Raw genomic sequence first — 23334 nt, 5'->3', positions numbered from 1 at the left:
GGCGATGATGGAAAGCCGGGCGCGGGAATTGTCACGCGGACTTGCCGAAAATGTCGAGGCTGTGTGCAAGCACTATCTCTCCAATGGCCGACGATCTGGCAATTACTGGATCGTCGGCGACGTTAACAATCATGCGGGCCGCAGCCTGTTCCTTCGCCTCAAGGGTCCGCTCTCTAGCAAAGGCGCGCGCGGGAAATGGACCGACGCCGCAAGCGGTGAACATGGTGACCTTCTCGATCTGATCGCGGCGCGGAAGGGTGGCCATTCGTTCACGCATACGCTCGATGAGGCGCGGCGGTTTTTGCGAACGCCGCGCGAGACGCTTCCTGAGCTACAAAGCAGATACTCGGGCGAACCCGACACGATCGCGCTCGCTCGCAAGATCTGGGCGGCATCGCGGCCGATCGTCGGAACAAAGGCTGAGGCGTATCTGCGCGCGCAAAAAATCACCGCCGATCTCCATGACGCGCCGCTGCGCTATCACCCGGCGCTACTCTATCGCGAATATCCAGACTCGCCGCCACGAAAATTCCCGGTGCTTGTCGCCGCCGTCACCAATCATGACGGCGAGATCATGGGAATTCATCGGACGTTTCTTGATCCGGTGCGTAACGCCAAGGCGAATGTCGCTTCGCCGCGTCGTTCGCTCGGCGCTATTCTCGGGCATGGCGTGCGCTTCGGCGCCATCGACGATTTTGCTGTCGCCGGCGAAGGCATTGAAACCGTTCTTTCACTCAAAAACATCGCGCCACATCTGCCAATGGTCGCGGCGCTTTCGGCGGCGCATCTCGCGGCGTGGGATATTCCGACCGGATTACGGCGACTCGTCATTGCCGCGGACAATGATCGCGCCGGACGAAACGCTGCGCGCAAACTCGCGGAACGCGCTAAGGCTGAGGGCGCTTATGTTGAAACGATTGTGTCGCAAGGCAAAGATTTCAACAGCGATCTGCAGCACTTTACGCCGGGACCTCTTCGGAGCCAGCTAGGCTCCCGAAATCGCATGAGGCATTTGTTCCCAAACGTGTCATTTACTCGAATGCCAGCAGTTTGGCGGATAGTCCAAGAATGTCTTGGTTTGACCGATCTCGGACATTCATGATCCACCCTTCTAAGGGCTCTGAATGACCCGAAGCGGTCATTCATGGGCCGCTAACCTCAACCCACGCTCTGTGTGCGAACATAACTTCGAAACTACGGTGGCGAGACGGCACGGGCTCGCCTTAAACCAGTGTCCAACAAACGAACGTGTGTTGGACGACTTCTCGAGCGGTACTCTGCCACTGATTTATGCAAGTGCTGAGCGTCGCTTTCGAAACATCGACGCCATATATAATCGTGATCGCAGTAACGCAGCAGTCTGAAAATGCGAGTAGAGCGACGAGGAACTGTCGAGCACGATCCGAACGCCCATTTGCCCCGCGTCACTGCCGGCATACTGGCTTTCGCCATCGTAGGGGCCTTGGCAGGGGATGGTCTGGTTTGGACACTCGCGCACAGCTACAGCGGTCGCATAGCGCCTCAGGAAATCGCGACCATCGCCTCGGCAGACAAACCGGCGGAAGCCCCGGCGATCGTACCGCCGAAGGCAAAGCTCTCACGCGAACAAGACAAGATGGTCGGCGGCACGCCCGAGAGCGCAGGAGCCAAGACGACCGCGCATGCTACCAAGCCCGCAATGGCCGCGGCGGGTGAGGCTCGGGTTGCGCAAAATAACGCGCCGGCCCCGGCCCCCAGCAAAGTTCTGGGCAGGTTATTTGCCGTCCAATTGGGGGTGGCCAAGTCCAAGGCCGAAGCGCGCGAGTTAATGAGAAAAGTGGCGAGCAAATACGGCTCGCAGATCGGCGGCCGCCGGCTGGGCTACCGTTACGTGAAGCATGGCGACAAGTTCGTTTATTATGTAAATGTCGGCGGCATGAGCAAGGAGGCCGCCGCGGCCATCTGCAAAAGGGTTAAGTCGGCGAGTGGCAATTGCTTCGTCACCGACAATTGACGGGTCCGAAGATCGGTAAAAATCATCTGCGACGCCTGAGCCGTCCGCGCCCGCGGCGCTTGCGCTGCCGTGTTGAGATGTCAGAGCTTTTTGAGTGTCCATAAAACGACCGTGTATTGAACACAGTTGGGCGTGCGCTGATCCGCTGGTGACCTTTCGACGCAATCGGAAACCCTTTTGCAAAATTCAAGCGTGCTCCCGCACGCATGTCTGCTGCAAAATTCAAGCGCGCTCCCGCACGCATGTCTGCTTCTGGCGCATGTATGCCCTTCGCAAAGGCGACAGGATTGACTTTGGGCTTCGGCGGCGAGAGACGACACGAGCTGAGATATTCTCAGTCGCGCCATCCCAGCTATTCGTAATCACTCCTGCTCGATGACAATTGGAGCAAGACGGTTTCAGTTAGAGGATTTGCTGTATTTCCAGCATTTCTTGAGAGGCTTGACAAAACTCTTGCCGTCCTCAGCTGATTGAGGAGTTTCAACGCAAGACTCATCCGGCTGTGGTTGCAGTCCGCCTTCTCTCAAGCATCGTTCAACGTAGTCTCCAATTGCAACGTGCTTCTTTTCGTCCGTTAAAGGCGAATCTGCCATCGCATAGTGAGCCGACATCTGGCAATCCGCAATTAAACGGCCAAGCGCTTCATCTTTTTCTCCACTGCCGCACGCGGATAGGGATATTGCGCTTGACATGAAAACGAAGGCACATATTTGGGCTGGCTTAGGATACATGCCACCCTCCCTGAATTTTCTGCTCCCTAATTTTTAGGAGCAACGGCCGAAGTTACTTTAGGGTGTTGAAACACTGCTACAAGGAACTTTGCGCCGCGCTCGTGACCCGCGGCGGGCCTTTGACGAACGCGATCATCATCCTTAGTCGTTCCGAGTTTCTGGTCCGCTATCGGAGCCGCTGCCGAATGAAAGCGCCAGTCCCTCGAAACATTTCTGTGTGATGTCAGTTTCTTTTGAATCGGGCGGCTTCTTCCGATCCGCCGGTTGCATCGCCCGCGCTGTAAGAATGTGCGCCGGCGCCGGCGAGCTTGCCTGCGGCGACGATGAGGTATTCATCGCGGATCGGGCGATTGTCGAACCAGCATTCGAGAATCTCGCGCACGCCAGCTGCATAACGTGTCTGCGCCGTCAGGCTGGTGCCAGCGATATGCGGCGTCATACCATGGTGCGGCATCGTTCTCCACGGATGGTCGACCGGCGCTGGTTGAGGAAACCAGACATCGCCCGCATATCCGGCCAATTGTCCGCTTTCGAGCGCACGCACGATGGCGTCGCGATCGCAGATTTTTCCCCGCGCTGTATTGACGATGTACGAGCCGCGTTTCATTCTCGCGATCAATGCGTCATTGAACAGATGTTCGGTCTCGGGGTGCAGCGGGCAATTAATGGTGACGACGTCGCAAACCGCGACCATGCTTTCCACGCTCGGGTGGTACGTCACGTTCAGTTCCCGTTCGACCGACTCTGGAAGACGATGGCGCTCGAAATAGTGAAGGCCGACATCGAAGGGCTTCAGCCGCCGCAGTACGGCCGATCCGATGCGGCCGGCTGCGACGGTGCCGACCTGCATGGCTTCCAGATCATAAGAACGCGTAACGCAATCGGCAATATTCCAGCCGCCTTTCACGACCCATTGGTATGAAGGGATGTAATTGCGCACCAGCGCAAGGATCATCATGACCACATGCTCCGATACGCTGATGCTATTGCAGTAGGTGACCTCGGCGACAGTGATGTTGCGATCGATCGCCGCTTGCAGGTCGGTGTGGTCGGACCCAATGCCGGCGGTCACGATGAGTTTGAGCTTGGGCGCCTTCGCGATTCGCTCGCGCGTCATATAAGCCGGCCAAAACGGCTGCGAGATGACGATGTCGGCATCATGAAGCTCTCGGTCGAGCACGTTGTCCTTACCGTCCTTGCTAGACGTTGCGACCAGTTGATGACCGTTCGACTCTAGGAATTTACGCAATCCTAGTTCGCCGGAGACGCTGCCGAGGAGCGTGCCCGGCTTGAAATCTATCGCTTTTGGAGAAGGCAGCGTTTGTCCGTCAGGATAGCGCTCGGGTTGGGTCACGTCGTTGCGCGCATAGGTTTTCGGATAACCGTCGACCGGATCGTCGTACAGCACGCATATGATCTTGGCCATGTTCGTTTCCTTTACTTCGAACGCAACCTCTATTGGCGGAAGCGTTCGGAACGCCAGACGCCTCTTCACAGAGGCAGGGACCTTCGCCTTTGGTTTGTCGGATCCGGTGATAAGCGCCGCTCGTGATGGAATGCGAAGCCCCGGCTCGCAACATACTCGCCGCTCGGCCATACTGACGTTATTAGATAGCGCCCTCATATGCTTAGCCATTCGGGAAGACATTGCTGCGCCAGCAAAAGGTCCGCCGACAGAAATCGTTCGAAGACGGACCAGCGCGCTGCCTGCGCGTCGTCGCTGCGTCCGAGCGCGTCGAACGCGACGATGCGCGTGTCCTCGCGTTCGAATTCCGGCCAGTCAGAACGCTTGTGTTCCGCGGCGTCGATCGCCTGTAAAGCTTCCGCAGCTCGGCCAGCCGCAAGAAGCCGATCAGCGATGCGTGGAACCTTTGGTGTGTCGCGATCATATTGCGCGATGAAGGCATCGACGTCGCCCTGCGCATCGGCAATGTCCCTGAGCGCCATTTCGATGACGTGGGCGCGGTGACGATTAGCGATATCGTCTTCGTAAATAGCTCCGCCCGTCGACCAGCCGATTTTTCGTCGCTCGTGCTCCACGAGCTTTTTAACGGGCTCCTTGGACAGAGCGACGAAGCGTTGCCTCAAATGTTCGAGACCCGCGTCGCCGAGCGCTGGGCTAAGAGCGGTGACAAGATCGTCGAACTCTCCATATTCATTGTCGAGCAAGGCCTGAAACGCTCGATCGGCCAAGTTTTTCGCGTCGCCTTTGGCGGCTTCGGCCAGCCGCCCGAGATCGCTCACGCCTTCGTGAAAGATTCCGATCACCGTTCAGCTGCTGTCATCGCACCGCGTGAAAACCAAAGAAGCCAGCGCCATGAAACTCCACATCAGATCGAGCGCTTCTTTCGGATCGGTTTTGCCGACATGATCGACGATGGCGCGCCGCTGTGTCTGGAGATCATCGACGAGACCGCGCCGGTTCTGCCAGTCGACGAAGCTCCGGGAGCGGGCGATTGCGTTCAAGCGCTTGGGGATTTCGCGCGCGACCTCGGCGGGACTTTGCGCGCCGGCGAGTTCAAGCCGCAAACGGCGTTTGACCGCCACATTCGTGTCGCCGATCTCGATCAGGAGATCGGCCACCCGCTCGGCGCCGAGCGCTTCGAGGTTCTTCGTAGTGAGAGTCTTTTTCGGAGGCATCGCGCCAATCTTATATCCGGGGGATTCTCGGCGTTGGGGGCCGGAAAGGACGGTTCGAATTCCCCGTAATTAAGCCACCTTAATTTAGGCGCCGCGTTATTTAAGTGGGGGTATGATTGCTTAAATAAGAAGCTTGGGGCATGCTTCGATGATGAGCGCCCTCACCCCAGAAAACTCCCGACTCTGCCGCTTCGTGGAAACGCCTGCCGGCGGAGAATTGGTGCGCGCCTTCGTTCCCCCGCCTTTGCCGCCAAAGCCTGAGATTAACCTGCTCCCGCTACTGGATCGCTTGAGCGCGGCCGAGCGGGCGCTCGGTCGTCTTGACGGCGCCGCCGTGCTTCTGCCGCGGCAGGAGCTCTTTCTCTACATGTATGTTCGCAAGGAGGCGGTGCTTTCATCGCAAATCGAGGGAACCCAGTCGACGCTCGCGGACCTTCTGCGCTTTGAGACCGGGGCTCACTCTGGCCAGCCGATCGACGACATTCGCGAAGTCTCGAATTATGTCGATGCGATGATGTTCGGTCTGGATCGCCTCAAAGAGTTCCCGCTGTCGCTACGGCTCATTCGCGACCTGCATGCGCGTCTCCTGCAGAGCGGGCGCGGCGAGACGAAAGACCCTGGGGAATTTCGTCGTTCGCAAAATTGGATTGGCGGGACGAGGCCTGGTAACGCGCTGTTCGTGCCGCCGCCTGTTAGCGAGCTCGACGCCTGCCTCGACGCGTTCGAGCGGTTCTTCCACGAGACGGAGTCGCGACTGCCGCCGCTGATCAAGGCCGGCCTGCTCCACGTCCAGTTCGAGACCATCCATCCTTTTCTCGACGGCAATGGTCGTGTCGGACGCCTTCTGGTGACGCTCTTTCTTTGCGCCAATGGCGTGCTGCACAACCCCCTTCTCTATCTCAGCCTCTATCTGAAAACGCGCCGCACCGACTATTATCGCTTGCTACAGGAAGTCCGCGAGAACGGCGCTTGGGAGGCGTGGCTCGAATTCTTCCTCGACGGCGTCGCGGAGACGGCGAATCAGGCCTTCGATGCGGCGGTGCGAATCGCCGATCTATTCGCGAAGGATCGGGCGCGCATTGCGACGGAGAGCGAACGGGCCGGGTCCGCGCTGCGCATTCACGACCTGCTCCAGCAGCATCCTTTTGCCACAGCAAACGACCTTGTCCTTAGTGCCGGTCTAACAGCGCCCACCGTCAACGCCGCACTGGCCGATCTCGAGCGTCTTGGCGTCGTCAGCGAGATAACGGGGCGTCGCCGGGGGCGCGTTTTCAGCTACCGCGCTTACCTCGACATCCTCAACGAAGGAACGGCGCCGCTGCAGGGCTGAGCCAGTCCGTGTGCCCGGCATGAATCGTTACGTGAGTTGCGCCGGCCGCGTGTAATCGAGATATGGCATCGACCTATCCATTCGACCGCTTGGGGAAGCGAGGCTTCTTTCGCGCTCAGACACGCGCTCTTTCAAGAGGGCCGCGCGCCGGCCTGAGAGAGCAGCGATGACGCCACAAGCGGCTCGCTCGCCGCAACGCTTCCCGCCGACTTCTTCCCCCTGCCCGACGCTCAAGCGCCGGGCATTCCTCGCGCGGTCCAAAGAAGTCGTCGGGAAGCGTCCTCCGCTGCGCTTCAGCCCTTCGGGTGCGGCGCGATCCGCCCGTGGCTCGAGATCGCTGTCAGACCGCGATCGCCGCGGCACAAGCGAAAGAGCAATTGCCATGGATATTGACATTATTCCCCTGCCCTACGACGCACCTCATGCATCGCCCTCTTCGCATCTTCTCGACGAACTCGCGCTTCACGGCTATCGGGCCTTTGACGAAGAGCCTGACCCGCGTCCCCTGCCCTCCTCCGACATTGCGTCAATAGCGCTCGCATCTGCGGTCGAATCGCTTTCAAGCCTCTTTCTCAACACGCGGCTTGAAGCCGACCTGCCTGATCTGCTTTGGTCCTTCGTCAACCTCTTCCATCGCAAGGCGGAGCGCCTCGATCGCGAGCTCGACGACAATGAAACCGCGCAGCGTCGCTCGCAGGCGGAACAGGACGGCTCGGAGGTCCGCTCGGTCGAACTGGAGCGATTGATTGCGCAAGGGCTGACGCTCAACGAGCGCCGCAACGCCTTTGAATTCTTCCGGGACCATCTCGCTGAACTCTATGCGAGCGAGACAGGTTCCGCTTGGCGTCCGCGCTCAGGCTCAAAGGTCAATCACCGTGCGCTGACAGCTGCGATGATCGATAGTCGGGATTTCCTCAACGCAAAGAAAGTGGCGGAGATGCAAGTGCTCTTGCCGCGCGGTCCACGGATCGCTTTTGCCGGCGGAGCCGACTGCAACGATCATCGGCGGATATGGGAAGCTCTCGACAAGGTTCATGCGAAGCATCCCGACATGGTCCTTCTCCATGGCGGCGGCTCCAAGGGTGCCGAACGGATCGCCTCCTGCTGGGCGGACAATCGCAAGGTTCCTCAGGTCGCGTTCAAACCGGACTGGAGCCGTCACAAGAACGCCGCGCCCTTCAAGCGCAATGATGTGATGCTTGAGACATTGCCGATCGGCGTGATCGTGTTCCCCGGTTCCGGCATCATCGAGAATCTCGGCGACAAGGCCCGCAAGATGGGAATTCCGGCGTGGCGATTCGATAAGGGCAGCGCGTAATCGCGGGGCTGGTTGGCCGCGGCCAACTTAATTCGCGGGGGCTCATACAGCACGCCGTTAACTCTTCGTTTACTCAAAAATCATTGCTCAAGATGCCGAATCGTGTTCCTGATACGGAAGAAGAGCGATTTTGTGCTTGAAATCGTATCGCGGGATTAAATCGTGGGCGCGCAGACAATTGAGGCGACGGCAACATCAGATGCGCGAATTTCCGCGCACGCTCGCCTGTTGTCCGAACAGCTTCAGGCGCTCGGCTCCCGACTTTTCCCTCCGGACAGTCACAAATCACTCCGCTCCTTTTCATCGGGGGAAGCCGCCAAACTCTTGCATGTATCGGACGGATATCTCCGGCAGCTCTCTCTCGACGGGATTGGGCCTGCGCCTGAAATAAGCGCCTCTGGGAGACGATCCTATACACTCGCACAAATTAATGAGCTGCGCAGGCACATTGCGATGGTGAAGCCACGCGAAGCGCTGTCCGTTTTGCCCCACCGTCGCGCTGGCGAAAAAATGCAGACCATAGCCTGCGTCAATTTTAAGGGTGGCTCAGCAAAAACGACGACGTGTCTGTATCTTGCCCAATATTTAGCGATGTCGGGATTTCGAGTGCTTGCGGTCGATCTCGACCCTCAGGCATCCCTGTCGGCTATGCTTGGCTTGCAGCCGGAATTCGACCTCAAGGAAGGCGACACGATTTTTGGGGCGATTCGGTATGAAAACGACCGTCGTCCCGTCCGGGACTGCATTCGCAAGACCTATTTTGACGGACTGGATCTAATTCCTGGCAATCTTGAGCTCATGGAGTTCGAACATGAAACGCCGCGAGCGCTGGCTCTTAGTTCGCGACTGCCAGGCGGCATGTTCTTCGAAAGGGTAGGCAACGCGCTCGCTGAGATTGAAGCGGATTACGATATCGTTGTGGTCGATTGCCCGCCTCAGCTGGGCTATTTGACGCTTGGTGCGCTCTGCGCGGCAACGGCGCTTCTGATCACGATTCATCCGCAGATGGTGGACGTGGCGTCCATGTCGCAATTCCTGCTGATGGCCTCCGACTTAATGACGGTTGTGCGAAAAGCCGGCGGCGACCTACGTCACGACTTTATTCGCTATGTGGTCACACGACACGAGCCGCATGATGGGCCGCAGTCGCAGGTTGTCGCTCTTCTCCGTAACCTTTTTGGTGAAGAGGTTCTCGCGGCTTCGGCCTGGAAGTCGACAGCCATTGCCGACGCGGGTCTCACCAAGCAATCGCTATACGAGCTCGAACGCGGGGCGATAGGGCGCGCGACCTATGACCGCGCGATCGAGTCTTTGGAAGCGGTCAATAGCGAAATTCTCGGGCTGATTCTTCGAACATGGGGACGGGTTCCATGACCCGACGAAACATTTTGACCTCGCTACTCGAGGGCAAGTTGGCCGCGGCCAACTCATCTGATCGCCCTAGCGCGCAAAGCAAAGACAGGGTTCTCGCAGGGCCGGTGAGGACAATGAGCCTAACGCTGGATCGTATGGCCGAAGAGTCTCGCACTCTTCAAGAGGCGCTCGCGACTGGCGCGGCGGTGATCGAACTGGATCCCGAATGCGTCGACGTTTCTTTCATTAGAGACAGATTTTCGGGTACTGACGATCCAGAATTTCAGACGCTCAAGGAGTCGCTGCGCTCTCACGGCCAAGAAGTGCCGATTCTTGTGAGGCCGCACCCAATCCGCAGCGGTGCCTATCAAGCTGCATACGGGCATCGGCGTTTAAAGGCAGCGCAAGACCTCGGGATCAAGATCAAAGCTGTCGTGCGCAATCTCGATGATCGACAGCTGATCGTTGCTCAAGGCATCGAAAATTCCGCGAGGCGAGATCTATCCTTCATCGAGCGGGCCATTTTCGCAAAATCCCTTGAAGACAGCGGGCATGACCGCAGCGTCATTATGGCCGCGCTCTCGACTGATAAAACTGAGCTTTCGAAGTTGATCACGGTCGCGCGTGCGCTGCCTGAGTCAATAGTTCGCGCGATCGGGCCGGCGCCGAAGGCGGGCCGGCGGCGTTGGTTGCAGTTCGCCGAGCTTTTGCGTGCGCGGAAGACGCTTGTTCGAGTCGAGAATGTCCTTTCCGACACAAATTTGCCGGCGGACACCGACGCCCGATTTCTGAAGGCGTTTGCGGCGGCTATGGAAAAGGCGTCAAAGATCGTGCGCGATGAGGTTTGGAAGCGGCCGGATGGTGCGGCTCTGGCGCGAATTAGCCGCGATCCCAAGGCGACCGTATTGCGCTTCGACGAGAAAGTTGAACCTGATTTTGGTGCGTTTGTCGTCGAGCGTCTAAGCGACCTTTATGAAGAATTCCGCACACGTAGTGCGTAGCGGATCGTTGCGTAGGAAAAACTGGAAAGAGAAGGAACTAGCGAAAGAAAAAGGCCCCCGAAACGTTTCCGTCCGGAAGCCCTTCTCGATGTGTAGCAACTGAGAGAATCACACTTCCGCGAATCGCTGTCAAGAGTCGGCGCCGTTTCGGCGAGCAGATTTCTTTTGCCTGAACGAGGCAAAGGACCATGCGCTCATATCCAACGACGCCCTTTGGGCGGCGGCCGTTGTCGCTCGCCATGGTGGCGGCGCAGGCGGCGACGAGAGATTTCGCGGCAAGACCCGACGCGTCCGAGACCGTCGTCCATAAATGGCGGCTGTTTCGCGCGCTCACGGAAGCCAAAGGGCCGCTCGGCGTCACCGACCGGGCGCTGTCGGTCTTGCATGCCTTGCTTAGTTTCCATCAGGAAACGGCGCTAACGCTTCCAGAGATCGAAGCCGGGGAGGGGCAGGGCGATTCACCGGCTCCCGGGATCGTGGTTTTTCCGTCGAATAGGGAACTCTTGATCCGCGCTCATGGCATGGCGCCGGCGACGTTGCGCCGTCATCTCGCTTCGCTCGTCGAGGCGGGGCTGATCATCCGGCGCGACTCGCCGAACGGCAAACGCTTCGCCAGGAGAGGGCAGGGCGGCGAGATTGCGGAAGCCTTCGGCTTCGATCTGACGCCTTTAATCGCGCGCGCGGCCGAGATCGAAAATCTCGCCGAGGAAGTCCGCGCCGAGGCCCGCGCCATCGCACTATTGCGCGAGAAGATCACCATCGTGCGGCGCGACATTGTCAAGATGATCGAGACCGGCATGGAGGAGGGCGTTCGCTTCGCGCCGTTCTCGATCGACGGGCAGGAGATTCGCGACTGGGAAGGCCTCTACGGGCGCTGCCAGGCTCTCGCAGGGCGCTATGCGCGCAGCCTTGGGAGGGTCGACCTCGACGCTTTGGCAGGCGAATTGGCGGCTTTCGCGACCGAGATCGAGAAACTGCTGGAAACACACGTAAAAGGCCAAAAAAGTAGCGCCAATGAGTCTCAAACTGAGCGCCATATACAGAATCAAATCACAAACATTTCTGATCTTGAACCTAGCCTCCAAAAAGGCAGGGCCGAAACGTCCGGGCCAATGCCGGAAGAGGCGAGTGCTGACAGGGGAGGGGCTCTCGGAACTGAGGCCCCCAATTCTGGAATCGGCGAACGGAAAACGTCACCGCCGCTAACCTATCCGCTCGGCATGGTGCTGCAAGCCTGTCCCGACATTACCGATTACGGCAAGAGGGGCGAGATTTCCTGCTGGCGCGATCTCATTGATGCAGCTGCGATTGTGCGCTCGGCGCTTGGCGTCTCGCCTGACGCTTGGAAACAGGCGCTCGACGTTCTGGGCGAACATGACGCCTCGATCGTTATCGCTGCGATCCTGCAGCGGGGCGAGGAAATCAAATCCGCCGGCGGCTATTTGCGGGTGCTGACGGCGAAAGCGAAGGCAGGCGAATTCTCGCTTGGGCCGGTGCTGATGGCGCTGTTGCGCGGAAAGGCGGCGAAAGCGGTGCGCGAGCGGAAGAGCGCAGGGTGATTTTGCGCTAGCCATGGGCCTTGAAACGCCACCTTAATGGTGGCATTTGAGCTGATGGAGAAGCGGCGACCGACCTATGATCTCGAAGCCATCAAGTTGGCGATCGGATCAGTCGATAGGCTCGCCATTACAACGTCGGCGCTGCGCGACGCCGCTGCGCTCGGTTTCGATCGTGGCGGGATCATCGAGACGATCCACAGCGTCGAACGGCGCATGTTCGTCAAGTCGATGACAACCTACGCGGATCATCGGCTCTGGCAGGACGTCTATCACGTGCCGATGCGTGGACTGCTACTTTACGTGAAATTTCAGGCGGATGTGCTGACCGAGTTCACGGTCGTCTCATTCAAGGAAAAATGAGCCATGGCGAGGAAAGAAGAGCCGCTTCCCGAAACGATGATATCTCCCGAAACGGGAGAGACGCTGACACGCGGCGTTCGGTCATTCAGGGTGGCCTATAAGGGCGAAAGCGTCAGCGTCGATCTGCCGGGCTATTATCCCAAGGGTGAAGGCGACGGCGTTCACGTCGGCGAGGACATGGCCGTCGTGGACGAGGCCTTGCGTGCTCTCAAGGAGAAGGTGGACGGCGTTCCCTCGCCGGCGACCATCCGGCGTCTGCGCGCCAAGCTGCGGTTGTCGCAGCGGGAGGCGGGGACCCTGTTCAAAGTCGGGGAAAGCGCCTTTGACAAATATGAACGCGGGTTGGTGGAGCCGAGCGGACCCACGATTCAGTTGATGGCGCTCCTCGATCGACATCCGGAGCTGGTCGCAGAGCTGCGATAGGCGAGGGGATTAAATCCCGGCGGCCTAATCCGGGCGGGCAACATCGCCCCGCAGGCGCTGACCGCCGCCGCCTATGGTTGATTGCGATCCAATCGCAAACCGCGGAATTTCGGCTATATTCGAGGCAAATAGCGTTAGAGCGCCAAGCGGCGCAACAAGGGGCGCAGGCGTGAGTGAACTTCATCGCATCGCGGTCGACCCGCAGCAGTGCGGCGGGTGCCCCTGCATTCGAGGCTTGCGCATCCGCGTCAAGGACGTGCTCGACCTACTGGCGGCGGGCGCCTCGCACGACGAGATTCTCGCGGACTCTCCGCTGCTAGAAGCGGCGGACATCGCCGCTGTCCTGGAATTCGCCGCGCGTCAGAGCGACCATCCGATCTTGCATGTCGCATAATGCGATTTCTTGTCGATGCGCAATTGCCGCCGCGCTCGCCCGATGGCTTGTCGCGGCTGGACATGAGGCCGGACATGTCTTCGACGTCGGCCTGGGCGACGCCCAAGACCAAGCGATTTAGGCCTATGCGGTCAGCGTTGGAGCGGTGATCGTCTCCAAGGACGAGGACTTCGCGCAACGCAAGGTGATGACGAACGCCGGACCACAAATTGTTTGGATCAGACGGCCCAACACGCGGCGGCGCGAATTGCTGGTTTGGTTTGAAGCTGTGCTGCCACGAATGATCGAGGCCTTGGAACGCGGCGAAGCCTTGATCGAGACGAGCTAGCTCCTAAAGGCCTGCCGCCTTGGTCAGATTGACCCTGAAACGGTCGCGTTTCCTCTGGTAGCGCCGGGTCATTTCGGGGCTGGCGTGGCCGAGGTGTTTTTGCACATGCGCCTCCTCGATCTGCGCCGAGGAGGCGAGGCCGGCGCGCAGCGAATGGCCAGAGAAGGCCAGATGTCGTTCGCCTTCGGTCAGATCGCCGCGAATGCCGGCGGCGAGGGCGGTTTTCTGCACCAAACGCGCGACATGTTTATCGGTCAGCCGCTCGGCGGAAACGCCGCCATTCTTGCGCGCAATCGGCCGGAATAGAGGCCCCTGATGGATGCGGCCGAGCCGCATCCAGGTCTCGAGCAGAGCGACGGGGCAGGTTTCGGGGCGGGAGCCGCGGCCGATTTCAACCTCGCGCCAGCCGGTCTTGCCCAAAATCTGTAGCACCACGCCGCCGTCATTGTTGCTGGCGCTGGATATATCCGCGCCAGTGCTTTTGCCGCTGCTCGAAACATCGGCGGCCGGAGGGTAAATCTCGACCCAGCCGGTTCCGTCGTCGGTCTGATCGGGGCCGCAATCGAGCCCGACGATCTCCGAGCGGCGCAGACCGCCGGCGAAGCCGATCGCCAGAATGGCGCGGTCGCGCAGCCCGCGCAGATCCATATCGAGCGTCGCCAACATGGCGAGGAGCTCATCGGCGAAGATCGCCTCCTTCTGCGCCGGTGGCCGGCCATGGCGGCGGCGAATGCCGGCGAGCACCGTCGCGATATGCCGGTCGGACGTGTCGAGCGGCTCGCCGCGCTGCCGGTAATGCCAACAAATGCCGGCGAGCCGCCGCTCCAAAGTAGCGACCGAAACCGGCGCAAGACCGCGCTCGCCGTCCACACACGCGGCGAGGTAAAGGCCGACGGTCTGCGGAGCCGGGGGCAGGGGATCGAGCCCCTGCCGGCGCAGCCAGGCGGCAAACTGCCGCCAATCGGCGTCATAGGCGCGCTTTGTGTTGTCTGAGCGGGCGTTGCGGGCGTAATCGCGCGCCTTTTCCGAAAGCGCGGCGAGATGGGGCGCTGAGGCTCGCTCAATCAGCGACGCGCCGCCGTCTTCCAGTTCGTCGTCGATTTTGGCCATCGCGGTGTCGTTTGGCGTCCTGTTTGAGGTCTGGCGTCGTTTCGGGCGTGAAAAATCCGACGCCTCGGCAGGCTGGCGGAGGGTGTTTTCGGTCACTTTCGCGCGGCGCTGTTGGGCTTTCGAATCATGTCCGATAAGCGCAGATTATCGGACATCGAGAAGAGACGACAAGCGCGGCGGATTGGGCATGCTACTGAGCGATAAAGCGCCGTGATCCCTTGCCGCCGGACTCGTTCCGGACCTACGATTCTTCATGTTGAAAATTGATTCGGACGCAGTTCTTGAGGCGCAATCGTCGTCGCGCGCGACGATCAAACGTCGGGCGTCAAGCCGCCGCGATGATACGGTTAACCCCCAAAAGTCCCAAGAAATCCAGAGATTTCCGCGATGGGCGCGCATAAGGACGCACCGCGCTGAAGACCCTGACGCCGCCGCCGGCGTCGCCTTTTCCGCCGGGGCCAGTCTCGTGCTGCTGGACGGCATTTTGCGAAGTGGCGAAGAAGGCGCGGAACCCGTTTTCGCCGGAACCCTGCGCCAGCGGCTCGCTTTGCGCGCCGCTGCCGCTTGTGCAGCGATGGCGCGGCTACGCGAAGATGAAGTGGCGCTGCGCGACTCCGAACATCTCGCCGGTTTTGACGCCGCGCCGACGCCGGGCGGACGGCTGCATTGCCTGTGGCGTCTCTTCGCGATGCGCCAGGAACAGATCGATGCGCGGCTTGACGCCGCGTTTATGCGAGCCGCCGCCGATTGTCTCGAGCTGCCGCCGCACATCGATTGCGAAAGCCTTGCCGCCCTTCTGCAGGAGGCGTCGACGCACGAGAATCCGCTTAATGCCGCAGCGCGCGTGAGCGCTAGAGCGCTGCACATCCTCGACGACGCGCCGCGAATCGACGCGGAAATTTTCGCGCTGTGGCTCGCCGATCTTGTGTTGGCGCAGCGCCTCGCGTGGGCGGCGGCGCTGCCGCTCTTGGCGACGGTGATCACGCACCCGTCCGTGCGCACGGCGTCCAATCGACGACCGCGTTCCAGCGATCCAGATTGGTGTTTGAGCGTTGCTTATGCTTATGCGCGCGCGGCGCAAGAAGCGTATGCGCTTGCTAGCGAATTGTCGCGTCGCTCGGAAGCGCTGCTCTCCGCTTTGCCGAAATTGCGCGTCAAAAAAACCGCGCCTGTCGTCGATCTGTTGCTTGCGGACGATTGCCTTTCGGCGGCGCGGGCGGCGAAGGCGGCGGGCCTGTCCGATCGCGCTTCGCGGCGTCTGTTCGATCGACTGGTCGCGCTCGGCGCCGTTCGGGAACTTACCGGCCGCGCCAATTTTCGGCTCTATGGACTGTAGCGTTTTCGAGCAAAGTGGGAACCGGTTTGCGTGAAGAAAACGCGCAAAAAATGTGATGGGAGGGACGCCGACATGCGGTCGACGAAGGCGGCGCGCGCTGAGGGCGCAGCGTCCGATGAGACGCGCACACGGACTAGCCGTTGCGCGACAGGGCAGGGTGGCGACCTGCTGTTCGACGCCGATCTTGTGGATTTGCCGCAAGCCATGCGCTGGCGAGAATGGATGGGTCGCGTCGAGGCGGCGATCTTTGCGTCACCCGCGCCGGTGACGCGTGACGCGCTGGCCAAACTTGTTGGGCGGGCCTGTAATCTCGACGATCTGATGTCCGATATTCGTGACGATCTGCGCGCCAGACCGTATGAACTGGTTCATGTCGCCGCCGGCTACCAACTGCGCACCAAGGCGCGCTACGCTGACGCCATTCGCGTTCTGGGCAACGGCGCCCGCGCCGCCGGACCGCCGCAGTTGACGCCGACCGAACTCCTAACCGTGACCGCAATTGCCTATCTGCAGCCAGCGACGCGCGCGGAACTGTCGCAGTTTGCAGGGCGAGAAATCAGCCGAGACGTCGTCGGCAGCTTGAAAGCGCTCGACCTCATTGCCGCCGGACCGCGCGCGCCATTGCCCGGCGCGCCTTACGCCTATGTGACCACGAGGAAGTTCCTAGAGGTCTTCGGACTCGCGTCGCTGCGCGATCTCCCCGACATCGAACGGCTCGAAGAGGAGGGACTTTTGGGGAGGCCGCAGCCTGAGGCCGATCTCGATGCCGTTCTTTTCCCGGAAGAGGAGGATCTCGAAGAGCATTGGGAATCATCGGTAATAGGATTCGCAACTCCCTGACTGCTCCTCGTCCTTTCACGGCGAAAACAGGAGTTCGAATCCCCTTGGGCACGCCAATGAAATCAGTAAGTTATGAAACGCGCGCTCGAAGCGTTGAATATTTATCAAATAAGTCTCCTGTGAATGTCGATGAATGTCCATGAATGCTGGGGACGTTAGGGTCAGTGGCCTGGCGTCCGCCGAGCGCCTGGATTGCCAGCCCCATGCCCCGACCGCGACGCCCTCGCGCCGCTCAAGTTCGTCATCGCCGGTTCGCCTCGTCCGATAGCGCCGCGACTTTCGTCGCGCGGCCGGCGTCGTCGCGGTTTACGCCGAGATCGCGGGAGGCTTTGCTGAGGCCGCTCTCTTGATGCTGCGGCGGTCCACCTTCCCTTTTTCAAGACCGCTTGCGCAACTTGCGCAGGCTGTCCCTCCGCCAGTCTGATCCACGCGTCGACGTGCTGAGCACAGCGAACAGGCACATAAGCATACTGCAACCGCTCACTCTCATTCAAAAAAGTGACTTGATTTGAAGATTTTCATTTAGCTCATCACGGAAAGTCTAGCGCTCAAAAGACAGATCGCGCGCAGATCAAGCGGAAAAACGCCCCGCCGTTACCCCACGGTTCGGGCGTCTTAAGCGCATTTGACGTGCCCTCTTATTCCGACGGCGTGCTCAATTTGACCGGGAGGTGCGTGCGAATCGCGTCGATGATTTTTTGCACTGCAGTCTCGGCAGCATCGGCGCGATGTGTCGATGCAACCAGTTCCGCTTCCCGCACGGCAAGTTGCGACTGCAGGTCCTCAAGATCATTGCGGATCTGCTCGACATCAGCGGCGAACTGTTCGACCTGCCCTTCAGCCAAGCGAAGCATCTCTTCTGCGCGTTCGGCGCGGACCTCGGTGTGATTCAATTGTTCTCTCAGGTCAACGGCGACGTCACGGGCCTGCGTCAGCGCCTGAGCGGTTGCCCGCTCAAACTCTCTGATCGCCACCGCCTTCTCCATCACCAGGCTCAATGCCGCCTCCACATCATAGTTTGCGTCGCGCGTCGCAGAAGGTGTTGCAATCGAGCCTTCCCCGCGCGGGATGAACTTGGCTGGCGCTCGGTTAAGATCGCGTAAGCTCATTGTCGCTTTTCCAACCTTATGCCCGAACCACTCCGGGTCGGGGCATGTCCAAGTGTATTTGCCTAGCGCGGAAGAGTCTGCGCCAAATATGAGCCGGAATCACAAGAAAATGCCTCACGGCGCTGACTTGCTTCGCGAGTTGATCTCGCACTGCAAACGCCCCGCCGTTCCATCCACGGTCGGGGCGTTCATGCCACGGCAAGGCCGCGTCAATTGCGACAATCGACTCCTCCAAATCGTGGATTATGATCCCGCACGCATTCCCTTAAGAGGAATGGTCAGGGAGGGCTTTGAAATGAACCGTAGAATTTTTGCACTCGCGTTGGGTCTTGGCCTCGCAGCGCTGTTCGCGCCTCGCGTCGCCTTGGCCGAGGACCATTTGGCCGAAGCCATCAGTCACACCAAAGAGGCGATCGACCATGGCAAACAAGGCCACGCGGATGTGCTCGTGACGCACGCCGAGGCCGCGCTCAAACATGCCGAGGCGGCGGAAAAGGCCAAGAAGAATGAGCATACCAAGGAAGGAATTATGCATCTGAAGGCGTCGATCGCGGAGGGCAAGAAAAAGGACGCCAAAGCAGCGACGGGACATGCCGAGGAAGCATTGACCCACCTGCAAGCAGCGACGAAGTAGCCGAAAACGCAAAGACGCCCCGCCAGTTCATCCGTGGTCGGGGCGTTGTTGCGGCGGCGAATGGTGCTTGGAGCCGCCTACTGTTGCAAGCCTGATTCAGCAATTCGGCGATAACATGGCGTGTTCCTTTTCCGTGCCAAGTTCGCGAGCCGCCTTGGAGATTCCACTCTCTGGTTTTCCCGGTCCTTTTTTCGCGACAACTTGTCGCGAAATTGCTTCTTGCCTCTCCGCCGGCCTGATCCACTCGGCGATATGTTCGTCGCGTTCGAGCGCCGTCAGTTCGGAGCGGTGGAGATTCTCTGAAATCTCCAACATGCGAGCGCGGAGCCCTTCCAGGGCGCGCGTGTATGGGGCCTAAGCCGCACTAACTACTGCAGCCTGTTTGCTTTAAGGCCCGGCGCGCCAGCATTTCATGCGCCGTGATCAACCGCGACTCTATTGAGTTGTGTCTACTGCGCGCAACATCACTCTCTTCGCCGTAACCGCAGATGTATTAAAGAACTCGCAAGGCAAGCACGCGGACGGCCTGCCGAAATTGTTCTTCCGAAGGCGGCTCCCATAATTCCTCAGTCGCCGGCGCACCATTTGAATAATTAGGGTCAACTTCGACGGTTGAGGAACTTGGTAGGATGCTAGTGACGGGAGAAACGTTCACGGCGCTCACAGTCGCCTCCCCCTATTAAAGCGTCAGCCCCAGCCGCAATTATATGGATCGAGGTGCGATGGTAACAAGTGCGCCTTATCCCCTACCGCCGCACTTTCGCATGGGCGGCGAGTCCTTCGAGGCACTAGCGATTCTTAGCCCCGCAGAGCGGAGATTGTTTCCAATTCGTCTCGATCAGCGGCCAATTTTGCTTCGCCCACGAATTTCTGCATTTCGCCTAGTGCTTGTTGCGCGATGCCCGCTCCAGCGAGTTCGGGGGATTGGGTAGCAAGAGCGACGGCCAGTTTTGTCTTGCCCATTGCCTGATTTGCGTAACCCCGCATCTGATCAGCGGAACCGCTTTGAACGATGGCGTCGAGCGCAGACGTCATGGCGTCCTTCACCTGATCAATTGCGCTTTGAGCATCTTGCTGAAGATCAGGACTTGCGGCGTGGATCGGACCGATTGTCGAATCGGCTATGACTTCGATTGCTTGATCTCTTCGATTGCTGGGCCAACGACATTTGTCACTATTTCTGCGCTAAGCATTCCCTTCGTCTCCACTGCGACGCACCAGCAATGGGAGCACGGCGCGCGCAGTGCTCAAACTCGAAAGCCATCACTGAGGTTCCGTGTGTGGCAAGCCACTCGATCGTCACATCGATTCGCGTCACGCGCACGATGGCTTGGGGCGCAACTTTCGTTCCTGCCATGCAGCGTTGTGGACGCGGGCTGCGGACCTTGCTGAAGCGGCGGCCAATTCGGCGCAATCAGCTGGCGGCTCTTGAATGAACGAAAAAGCCGCCAGCCCGCGCGCCTGAGTATCAATGCCAAGGCGCTTTTCTAGTGCTAGTAATTCTTCTTCATCATTCGGAGATCGTCGCGATCTCTATCGCGATCCATATTCCGCCGCCGATTCTTGTCATCGCGGTCCCACCCGTAGTGGTGCCCGCGCTTCCGTCCATAGTGGAGTCCTTGGTCGCTGTGCGACTTATGCCTCACCCCTGGCGGGACGTCTCTATCCCTATCGCGGTCACGCATGGTGTAATCGCGAGACCGCCCCGAGAGCGACGCCATTTAGCCTCGCCCGCGGCGCTCCCTGGGCCCCGCGGGCTTTTCACGTTCGATGGCGGCAATGCAGGACGAGGCTTGCCTCCCTCTCGTTCGGTTCCACTTTGACATTGACGCCCGTCGATCAAGTCACCCCTGGCCGGCGGGCGAGGGCATGGACGCAGCATGGGTCTTGTTGCGCCTGCGCCGGAGCTCCGCCCGCGAGTATCGGGCGGAGCTTTTTGCGCCCGACGTCGGAAAGTCAGAAACTAACCGACTCTCCGACTTGAGATTTCTCGACGTATCCTGGGTCGCGCTTTACGGGCGCTGAGTCCCTTTCCGTGAGCGCTAGCCTTCGCCTCTTCAATGAAGTCCATAAGCTGCTTCTTAAGGATGCGCCCCGGAATTTGCCGCCCATCATAGCCTTCGCGATCAAGGCGCCCGACGATCTCTCTAATGTCGCGACATGCTCCGGAACGAGCAAGGTCAAACGCTCTCTCGATTGTTGTCTTATCTGGCTGCATCGCCGCATTCTTCGCCTGTCACAGTGAACTTGATGTGCTCACTATGTTGGAGAGGCGTCATCTGGCGTCCCCAACGGGAGCGTCAATAGTCGCGGCGAAGGACGCATCGACATAGGAGCAAACCGTCATGACTGAGTTAGTGAAGCCTTTTCTTACGCGACTCGGGCATGACAGGCGACACCTCGAATTGGGAACAGAAATCGACTGTTGGAGGTTGTATTTTAAGAATGGGCTGACGGGGCAGCGCAAAACGCAACTGCGCAGAAAAAGGAACGCCAAATGATAAAATACATCATACCCGCATCCGCGTTCGGGCTTGCCATTATGATGTCTGCGCCCGCTTACTCGCAAAGCTGCTTAGGCGTCAGCATCGGCCCAGATTGTCTTGGTCTTCATGGGCAACGCGGTCATGTTTACCGCCGCGTCGAGACAAGGCCAGCCAACCCTCGGGTATATGTGGGCCCCCATGGTAGTTATTATTACGACGACACGACATATTATTACGAAGAAAGGCGCGACTGAGCACCCGAGTCCGGCGCAAAGGTGACTTTTGCAAGCCTGGGCGTGAAGCTATGAGAAGAGCCGCAGCCGTGTGTGGGCTCTGCAAACCGGGAGCATCAACTGCTCGTGGCGTTCACGTCGCGGGCCTTGTTTCAGCTTCACGCCCAACTCGTCTCAGTTAGTGCACTCAACGCTGGCGAGCCGATGACGAGCGCTTCGAGCGAGGTGGTTTATGACGGTCGTCGACGACCGATTTAACAGTGTGCTCGCCGCGTTCATTTCAGCCGTTCCGATTCACGGCGCTCTAGCGCAGGAAAAGAGGCCTCCTTGCCTGTGGCCTTGGCGGTCGCGGCGGTGAACGTTGCGGCGCTTTTCGCCGCAACGTTGTTGCCGAGCGCCTTATTCATGCCGGCCGCCCGAACCGCTCCAGCCGTCGCCTCAGGATGCAGCGCCTCATAGATTTCCTTGCTGCGCAGCCGGATTGCTGATCCTCGCGCGTCAGGAAGTGGCCGTGACGCTCGCACAACCAATTGCCGTCTCCGTCGAGCGTCGGCGTCGCGTAAAGGCACGACCGACAGTTGCGTCGAGCCCATTCGCCACGATGACAGGCGCGCAGAGCAGGGCAGTAACTACAGGCAAAGGCCATGCGCTTTTCGGGGTCTTCATGCAGCTTTTGCGGTGGTTCGGCGGCGGTGATGATCTTGTGCGCCTTACCGATCAACCGCGCGGCGAAAACCGGATCGTATTCAATTCGTTCAGCGTGCAGATCGTCTGTGTCCTTGTGGACAGCGAGATAGAACGCGCGTCAGCGACATCAGGTGCATGTAGACCTGCATCTGCGCGTAGTGCAGCGGCTTCGCCTTGCAGACGCCTTCAGCTTTCAGCTTCGCGAAGCTCTTGGTGTTGTGCGTCTTCGCCTCGAAAAGATGCGGCGTCGTGGGGGCCTCTATGACGCCGACCAAAAATCCGTCAGCATGCCCCCTGAAATATCCGCCGACGTCCGAGACGCCAAACTGCTCGCCGGTATCGGAATCGCGGTCCCACACTTCGAGGCTAGCGCGACGGAGATCGTCGATCATGCGCGCTTCTTCGTGGTGTCCCGTCTGGAACAAGCGCAACATGCGACCGTCGAACTGCTCTGGCGTCATCGCCCAACGGAAGCCATACCAGAGCTTGCTCTCGCACTCTTCGCCGATGATCGACGCACCTAGATAAGTGCGCTCTTCGTCGTCGTTAGAATCGACGTAAGCCTTATAGATTGCTTCAGTGGGGGAGTCGAGATCGATGATCATTGCCAAGCCCTAATCCTAGAAAGGAAAACTCGGAGCGAGTATCTGGTCCTGCGGCATTCCAGGCGTCCATAAGACGAGCTACTTGGCACTCTGCGGCAAGCTCATCGGTCAGAGGATCGGCGGCAACCTTCGGCTCTTTGCGCGCAGCCTTTTGCGCTGCGGCCTTCCTGATAGCCTCTGCCTGCTTATCGGAATCCTCTTCGCGCGACGCCTTCAGTAGCACAGATCGTTTGTTGTCCAGTCCGACTTCACGCGCCGCCCGCTTCGCTTCGTCAGATAGGCTCGCGACCTTCGTTGCTCGGTGCGCGTCATCCTTGTCGATATGAAGCTCGCGCGCTGCTGCGCGGACGCCGCCTTCGTTACCGCGTCCTCCCTTAGAAACTGTCGCAAGTTGCGACGGTTTCTCTCCCGCTCCCTTCTTCTCCGCCAGTCTGATCCACTCGGCGATTTGCTCGTCGCGTTCGAGCTTGGTCAGGTCGGCGCGGCGGAGATTCTCGGAAATCACCAACATGCGAGCAAAGTCTCATCCGCATCGACGCTCACTTCAAACAGCTCGGATCACACGAACCAGTACGAGCGAGACGATAGCACCGACTGTGGCGTTGAAGATGGCGAGTGCGAGCCCGGTTCCTAAAGGGATACCGAGCCGGGGCAGCAGCCAATCTCCGATAAAAACGCCGATCACTCCGACAACCACGACGCCGGCGAGTCCCATGCCATGTTTTGTCACGATCTTCGCGGCGATCCATCCGGCAACGAGGCCGACCAACAGCATGACGGCGAGGGTTTGATAGGGCACATACATGCGATTCTCCGGGAAGGCTTTCGCGATCGGCTACTATGATTTTCTAGACGTTCATTTAC

Annotated in this window: 22 protein-coding genes and 2 pseudogenes; 14 read left to right on the top strand and 10 right to left on the bottom strand. The window is 59.5% G+C overall.

What is annotated here, in order from left to right; translation table 11 throughout:
- Nucleotides 1-4 precede the first annotated feature (4 nt).
- Together FEV16_RS15295 and FEV16_RS15290 are read left to right on the top strand one after the other, a co-directional pair.
- Complete coding sequence (locus tag FEV16_RS15295) at nt 5-1102, top strand: toprim domain-containing protein (RefSeq protein WP_246657368.1); 1098 nt, start codon at nt 5-7, stop codon at nt 1100-1102.
- Nucleotides 1103-1366: 264 nt separating this feature from the next.
- Nucleotides 1367-1993, top strand: coding sequence for an SPOR domain-containing protein (locus FEV16_RS15290; RefSeq protein ID WP_138168472.1), 627 nt, complete (start codon nt 1367-1369; stop codon nt 1991-1993).
- 398 nt (nt 1994-2391) lie between these two features.
- On the opposite strand, the gene FEV16_RS15285 is transcribed toward FEV16_RS15290, so the two are convergent.
- The 3 genes and pseudogenes from FEV16_RS15285 to FEV16_RS17530 form a co-directional block, all read right to left on the bottom strand.
- Nucleotides 2392-2724: a hypothetical protein gene (locus FEV16_RS15285; protein WP_138168471.1), complete on the bottom strand. Its 333-nt coding sequence runs from the start codon at nt 2722-2724 to the stop codon at nt 2392-2394.
- 223 nt (nt 2725-2947) lie between these two features.
- Nucleotides 2948-4150: an NAD-dependent formate dehydrogenase gene (locus FEV16_RS15280; protein WP_138168470.1), complete on the bottom strand. Its 1203-nt coding sequence runs from the start codon at nt 4148-4150 to the stop codon at nt 2948-2950.
- A gap of 194 nt (nt 4151-4344) precedes the next feature.
- Nucleotides 4345-5364: pseudogene (locus tag FEV16_RS17530) on the bottom strand (DUF6880 family protein).
- 151 nt (nt 5365-5515) lie between these two features.
- Between FEV16_RS17530 and FEV16_RS15265 the strand changes: the two are divergent.
- From FEV16_RS15265 to FEV16_RS17085, 9 genes and pseudogenes are all read left to right on the top strand, one after another.
- On the top strand, nt 5516-6694 hold the full coding sequence (locus tag FEV16_RS15265) for a Fic family protein (protein ID WP_138168510.1): 1179 nt from the start codon (nt 5516-5518) through the stop codon (nt 6692-6694).
- A gap of 382 nt (nt 6695-7076) precedes the next feature.
- The gene (locus tag FEV16_RS15260) at nt 7077-8012 is read left to right on the top strand and encodes a DUF2493 domain-containing protein (RefSeq protein ID WP_138168467.1); all 936 of its coding nucleotides are present in this window, start codon (nt 7077-7079) and stop codon (nt 8010-8012) included.
- Nucleotides 8013-8189: 177 nt separating this feature from the next.
- Nucleotides 8190-9386: a plasmid partitioning protein RepA gene (repA, locus tag FEV16_RS15255; protein ID WP_138168509.1), complete on the top strand. Its 1197-nt coding sequence runs from the start codon at nt 8190-8192 to the stop codon at nt 9384-9386.
- Nucleotides 9368-10366 (top strand): plasmid partitioning protein RepB, encoded by a 999-nt coding sequence (gene repB, locus FEV16_RS15250; RefSeq protein ID WP_348639992.1) that lies wholly within the window; start codon nt 9368-9370, stop codon nt 10364-10366. The genes repA and repB overlap by 19 nt, the downstream gene beginning before the upstream one ends.
- Nucleotides 10367-10554: 188 nt before the next feature.
- Nucleotides 10555-11925, top strand: coding sequence for a plasmid replication protein RepC (repC, locus tag FEV16_RS15245; protein WP_138168465.1), 1371 nt, complete (start codon nt 10555-10557; stop codon nt 11923-11925).
- A 36-nt stretch (nt 11926-11961) separates the two neighbouring features.
- Nucleotides 11962-12285 (top strand): type II toxin-antitoxin system MqsR family toxin, encoded by a 324-nt coding sequence (locus tag FEV16_RS15240; RefSeq protein WP_348639991.1) that lies wholly within the window; start codon nt 11962-11964, stop codon nt 12283-12285.
- A 3-nt stretch (nt 12286-12288) separates the two neighbouring features.
- Complete coding sequence (locus FEV16_RS15235) at nt 12289-12708, top strand: type II toxin-antitoxin system MqsA family antitoxin (protein WP_246657367.1); 420 nt, start codon at nt 12289-12291, stop codon at nt 12706-12708.
- 169 nt (nt 12709-12877) lie between these two features.
- Nucleotides 12878-13102 carry a DUF433 domain-containing protein gene (locus FEV16_RS15230; protein ID WP_138168464.1) on the top strand — a complete coding sequence of 75 codons (225 nt, stop codon included), beginning with the start codon at nt 12878-12880 and terminating at the stop codon, nt 13100-13102.
- A 136-nt stretch (nt 13103-13238) separates the two neighbouring features.
- Nucleotides 13239-13430, top strand: a pseudogene (locus FEV16_RS17085) (DUF5615 family PIN-like protein); the annotation flags it as partial.
- Nucleotides 13431-13433: 3 nt separating this feature from the next.
- Here the strand turns inward: FEV16_RS17085 and FEV16_RS15220 are convergent.
- On the bottom strand, nt 13434-14540 hold the full coding sequence (locus FEV16_RS15220; protein WP_138168463.1) for a tyrosine-type recombinase/integrase: 1107 nt from the start codon (nt 14538-14540) through the stop codon (nt 13434-13436).
- A 253-nt stretch (nt 14541-14793) separates the two neighbouring features.
- Between FEV16_RS15220 and FEV16_RS15215 the strand changes: the two genes are divergently transcribed.
- Together FEV16_RS15215 and FEV16_RS15210 are read left to right on the top strand one after the other, a co-directional pair.
- A complete protein-coding gene (locus tag FEV16_RS15215; protein ID WP_138168462.1) occupies nt 14794-15876 on the top strand; it encodes a DUF1403 family protein in 1083 nt (360 codons plus the stop codon).
- Between the two features lie 72 nt (nt 15877-15948).
- Nucleotides 15949-16716 carry an SMC-Scp complex subunit ScpB gene (locus FEV16_RS15210; protein WP_138168461.1) on the top strand — a complete coding sequence of 256 codons (768 nt, stop codon included), beginning with the start codon at nt 15949-15951 and terminating at the stop codon, nt 16714-16716.
- Nucleotides 16717-17354: 638 nt separating this feature from the next.
- Here FEV16_RS15210 and FEV16_RS15205 read toward each other — a convergent pair.
- Nucleotides 17355-17825, bottom strand: coding sequence for an ABC transporter permease (locus FEV16_RS15205; RefSeq protein WP_138168460.1), 471 nt, complete (start codon nt 17823-17825; stop codon nt 17355-17357).
- Nucleotides 17826-18120: 295 nt separating this feature from the next.
- Between FEV16_RS15205 and smbP the strand changes: the two genes are divergently transcribed.
- Complete coding sequence (gene smbP, locus FEV16_RS15200) at nt 18121-18459, top strand: small metal-binding protein SmbP (protein WP_138168459.1); 339 nt, start codon at nt 18121-18123, stop codon at nt 18457-18459.
- A gap of 798 nt (nt 18460-19257) precedes the next feature.
- On the opposite strand, the gene FEV16_RS15195 is transcribed toward smbP, so the two are convergent.
- The 5 genes from FEV16_RS15195 to FEV16_RS15170 form a co-directional block, all read right to left on the bottom strand.
- The gene (locus FEV16_RS15195; protein ID WP_138168458.1) at nt 19258-19494 is read right to left on the bottom strand and encodes a CsbD family protein; all 237 of its coding nucleotides are present in this window, start codon (nt 19492-19494) and stop codon (nt 19258-19260) included.
- A gap of 1959 nt (nt 19495-21453) precedes the next feature.
- Entirely contained in the window at nt 21454-21708 is a 255-nt protein-coding gene (locus FEV16_RS15185) for a hypothetical protein (protein WP_138168456.1), read from the bottom strand.
- A 225-nt stretch (nt 21709-21933) separates the two neighbouring features.
- Nucleotides 21934-22476, bottom strand: coding sequence for a hypothetical protein (locus FEV16_RS15180; RefSeq protein WP_138168455.1), 543 nt, complete (start codon nt 22474-22476; stop codon nt 21934-21936).
- Nucleotides 22442-22981, bottom strand: coding sequence for a hypothetical protein (locus tag FEV16_RS15175; protein ID WP_138168454.1), 540 nt, complete (start codon nt 22979-22981; stop codon nt 22442-22444). The genes FEV16_RS15180 and FEV16_RS15175 overlap by 35 nt, the downstream gene beginning before the upstream one ends.
- Before the next feature lie 33 nt (nt 22982-23014).
- Entirely contained in the window at nt 23015-23275 is a 261-nt protein-coding gene (locus tag FEV16_RS15170; protein WP_138168453.1) for a GlsB/YeaQ/YmgE family stress response membrane protein, read from the bottom strand.
- Nucleotides 23276-23334: the final 59 nt, after the last annotated feature.

This window comes from Methylocystis sp. B8, assembly GCF_005771425.1.
In the GTDB taxonomy this organism is placed as follows: domain Bacteria; phylum Pseudomonadota; class Alphaproteobacteria; order Rhizobiales; family Beijerinckiaceae; genus Methylocystis.
This window is presented reverse-complemented; position numbering and strand designations above follow the sequence as displayed.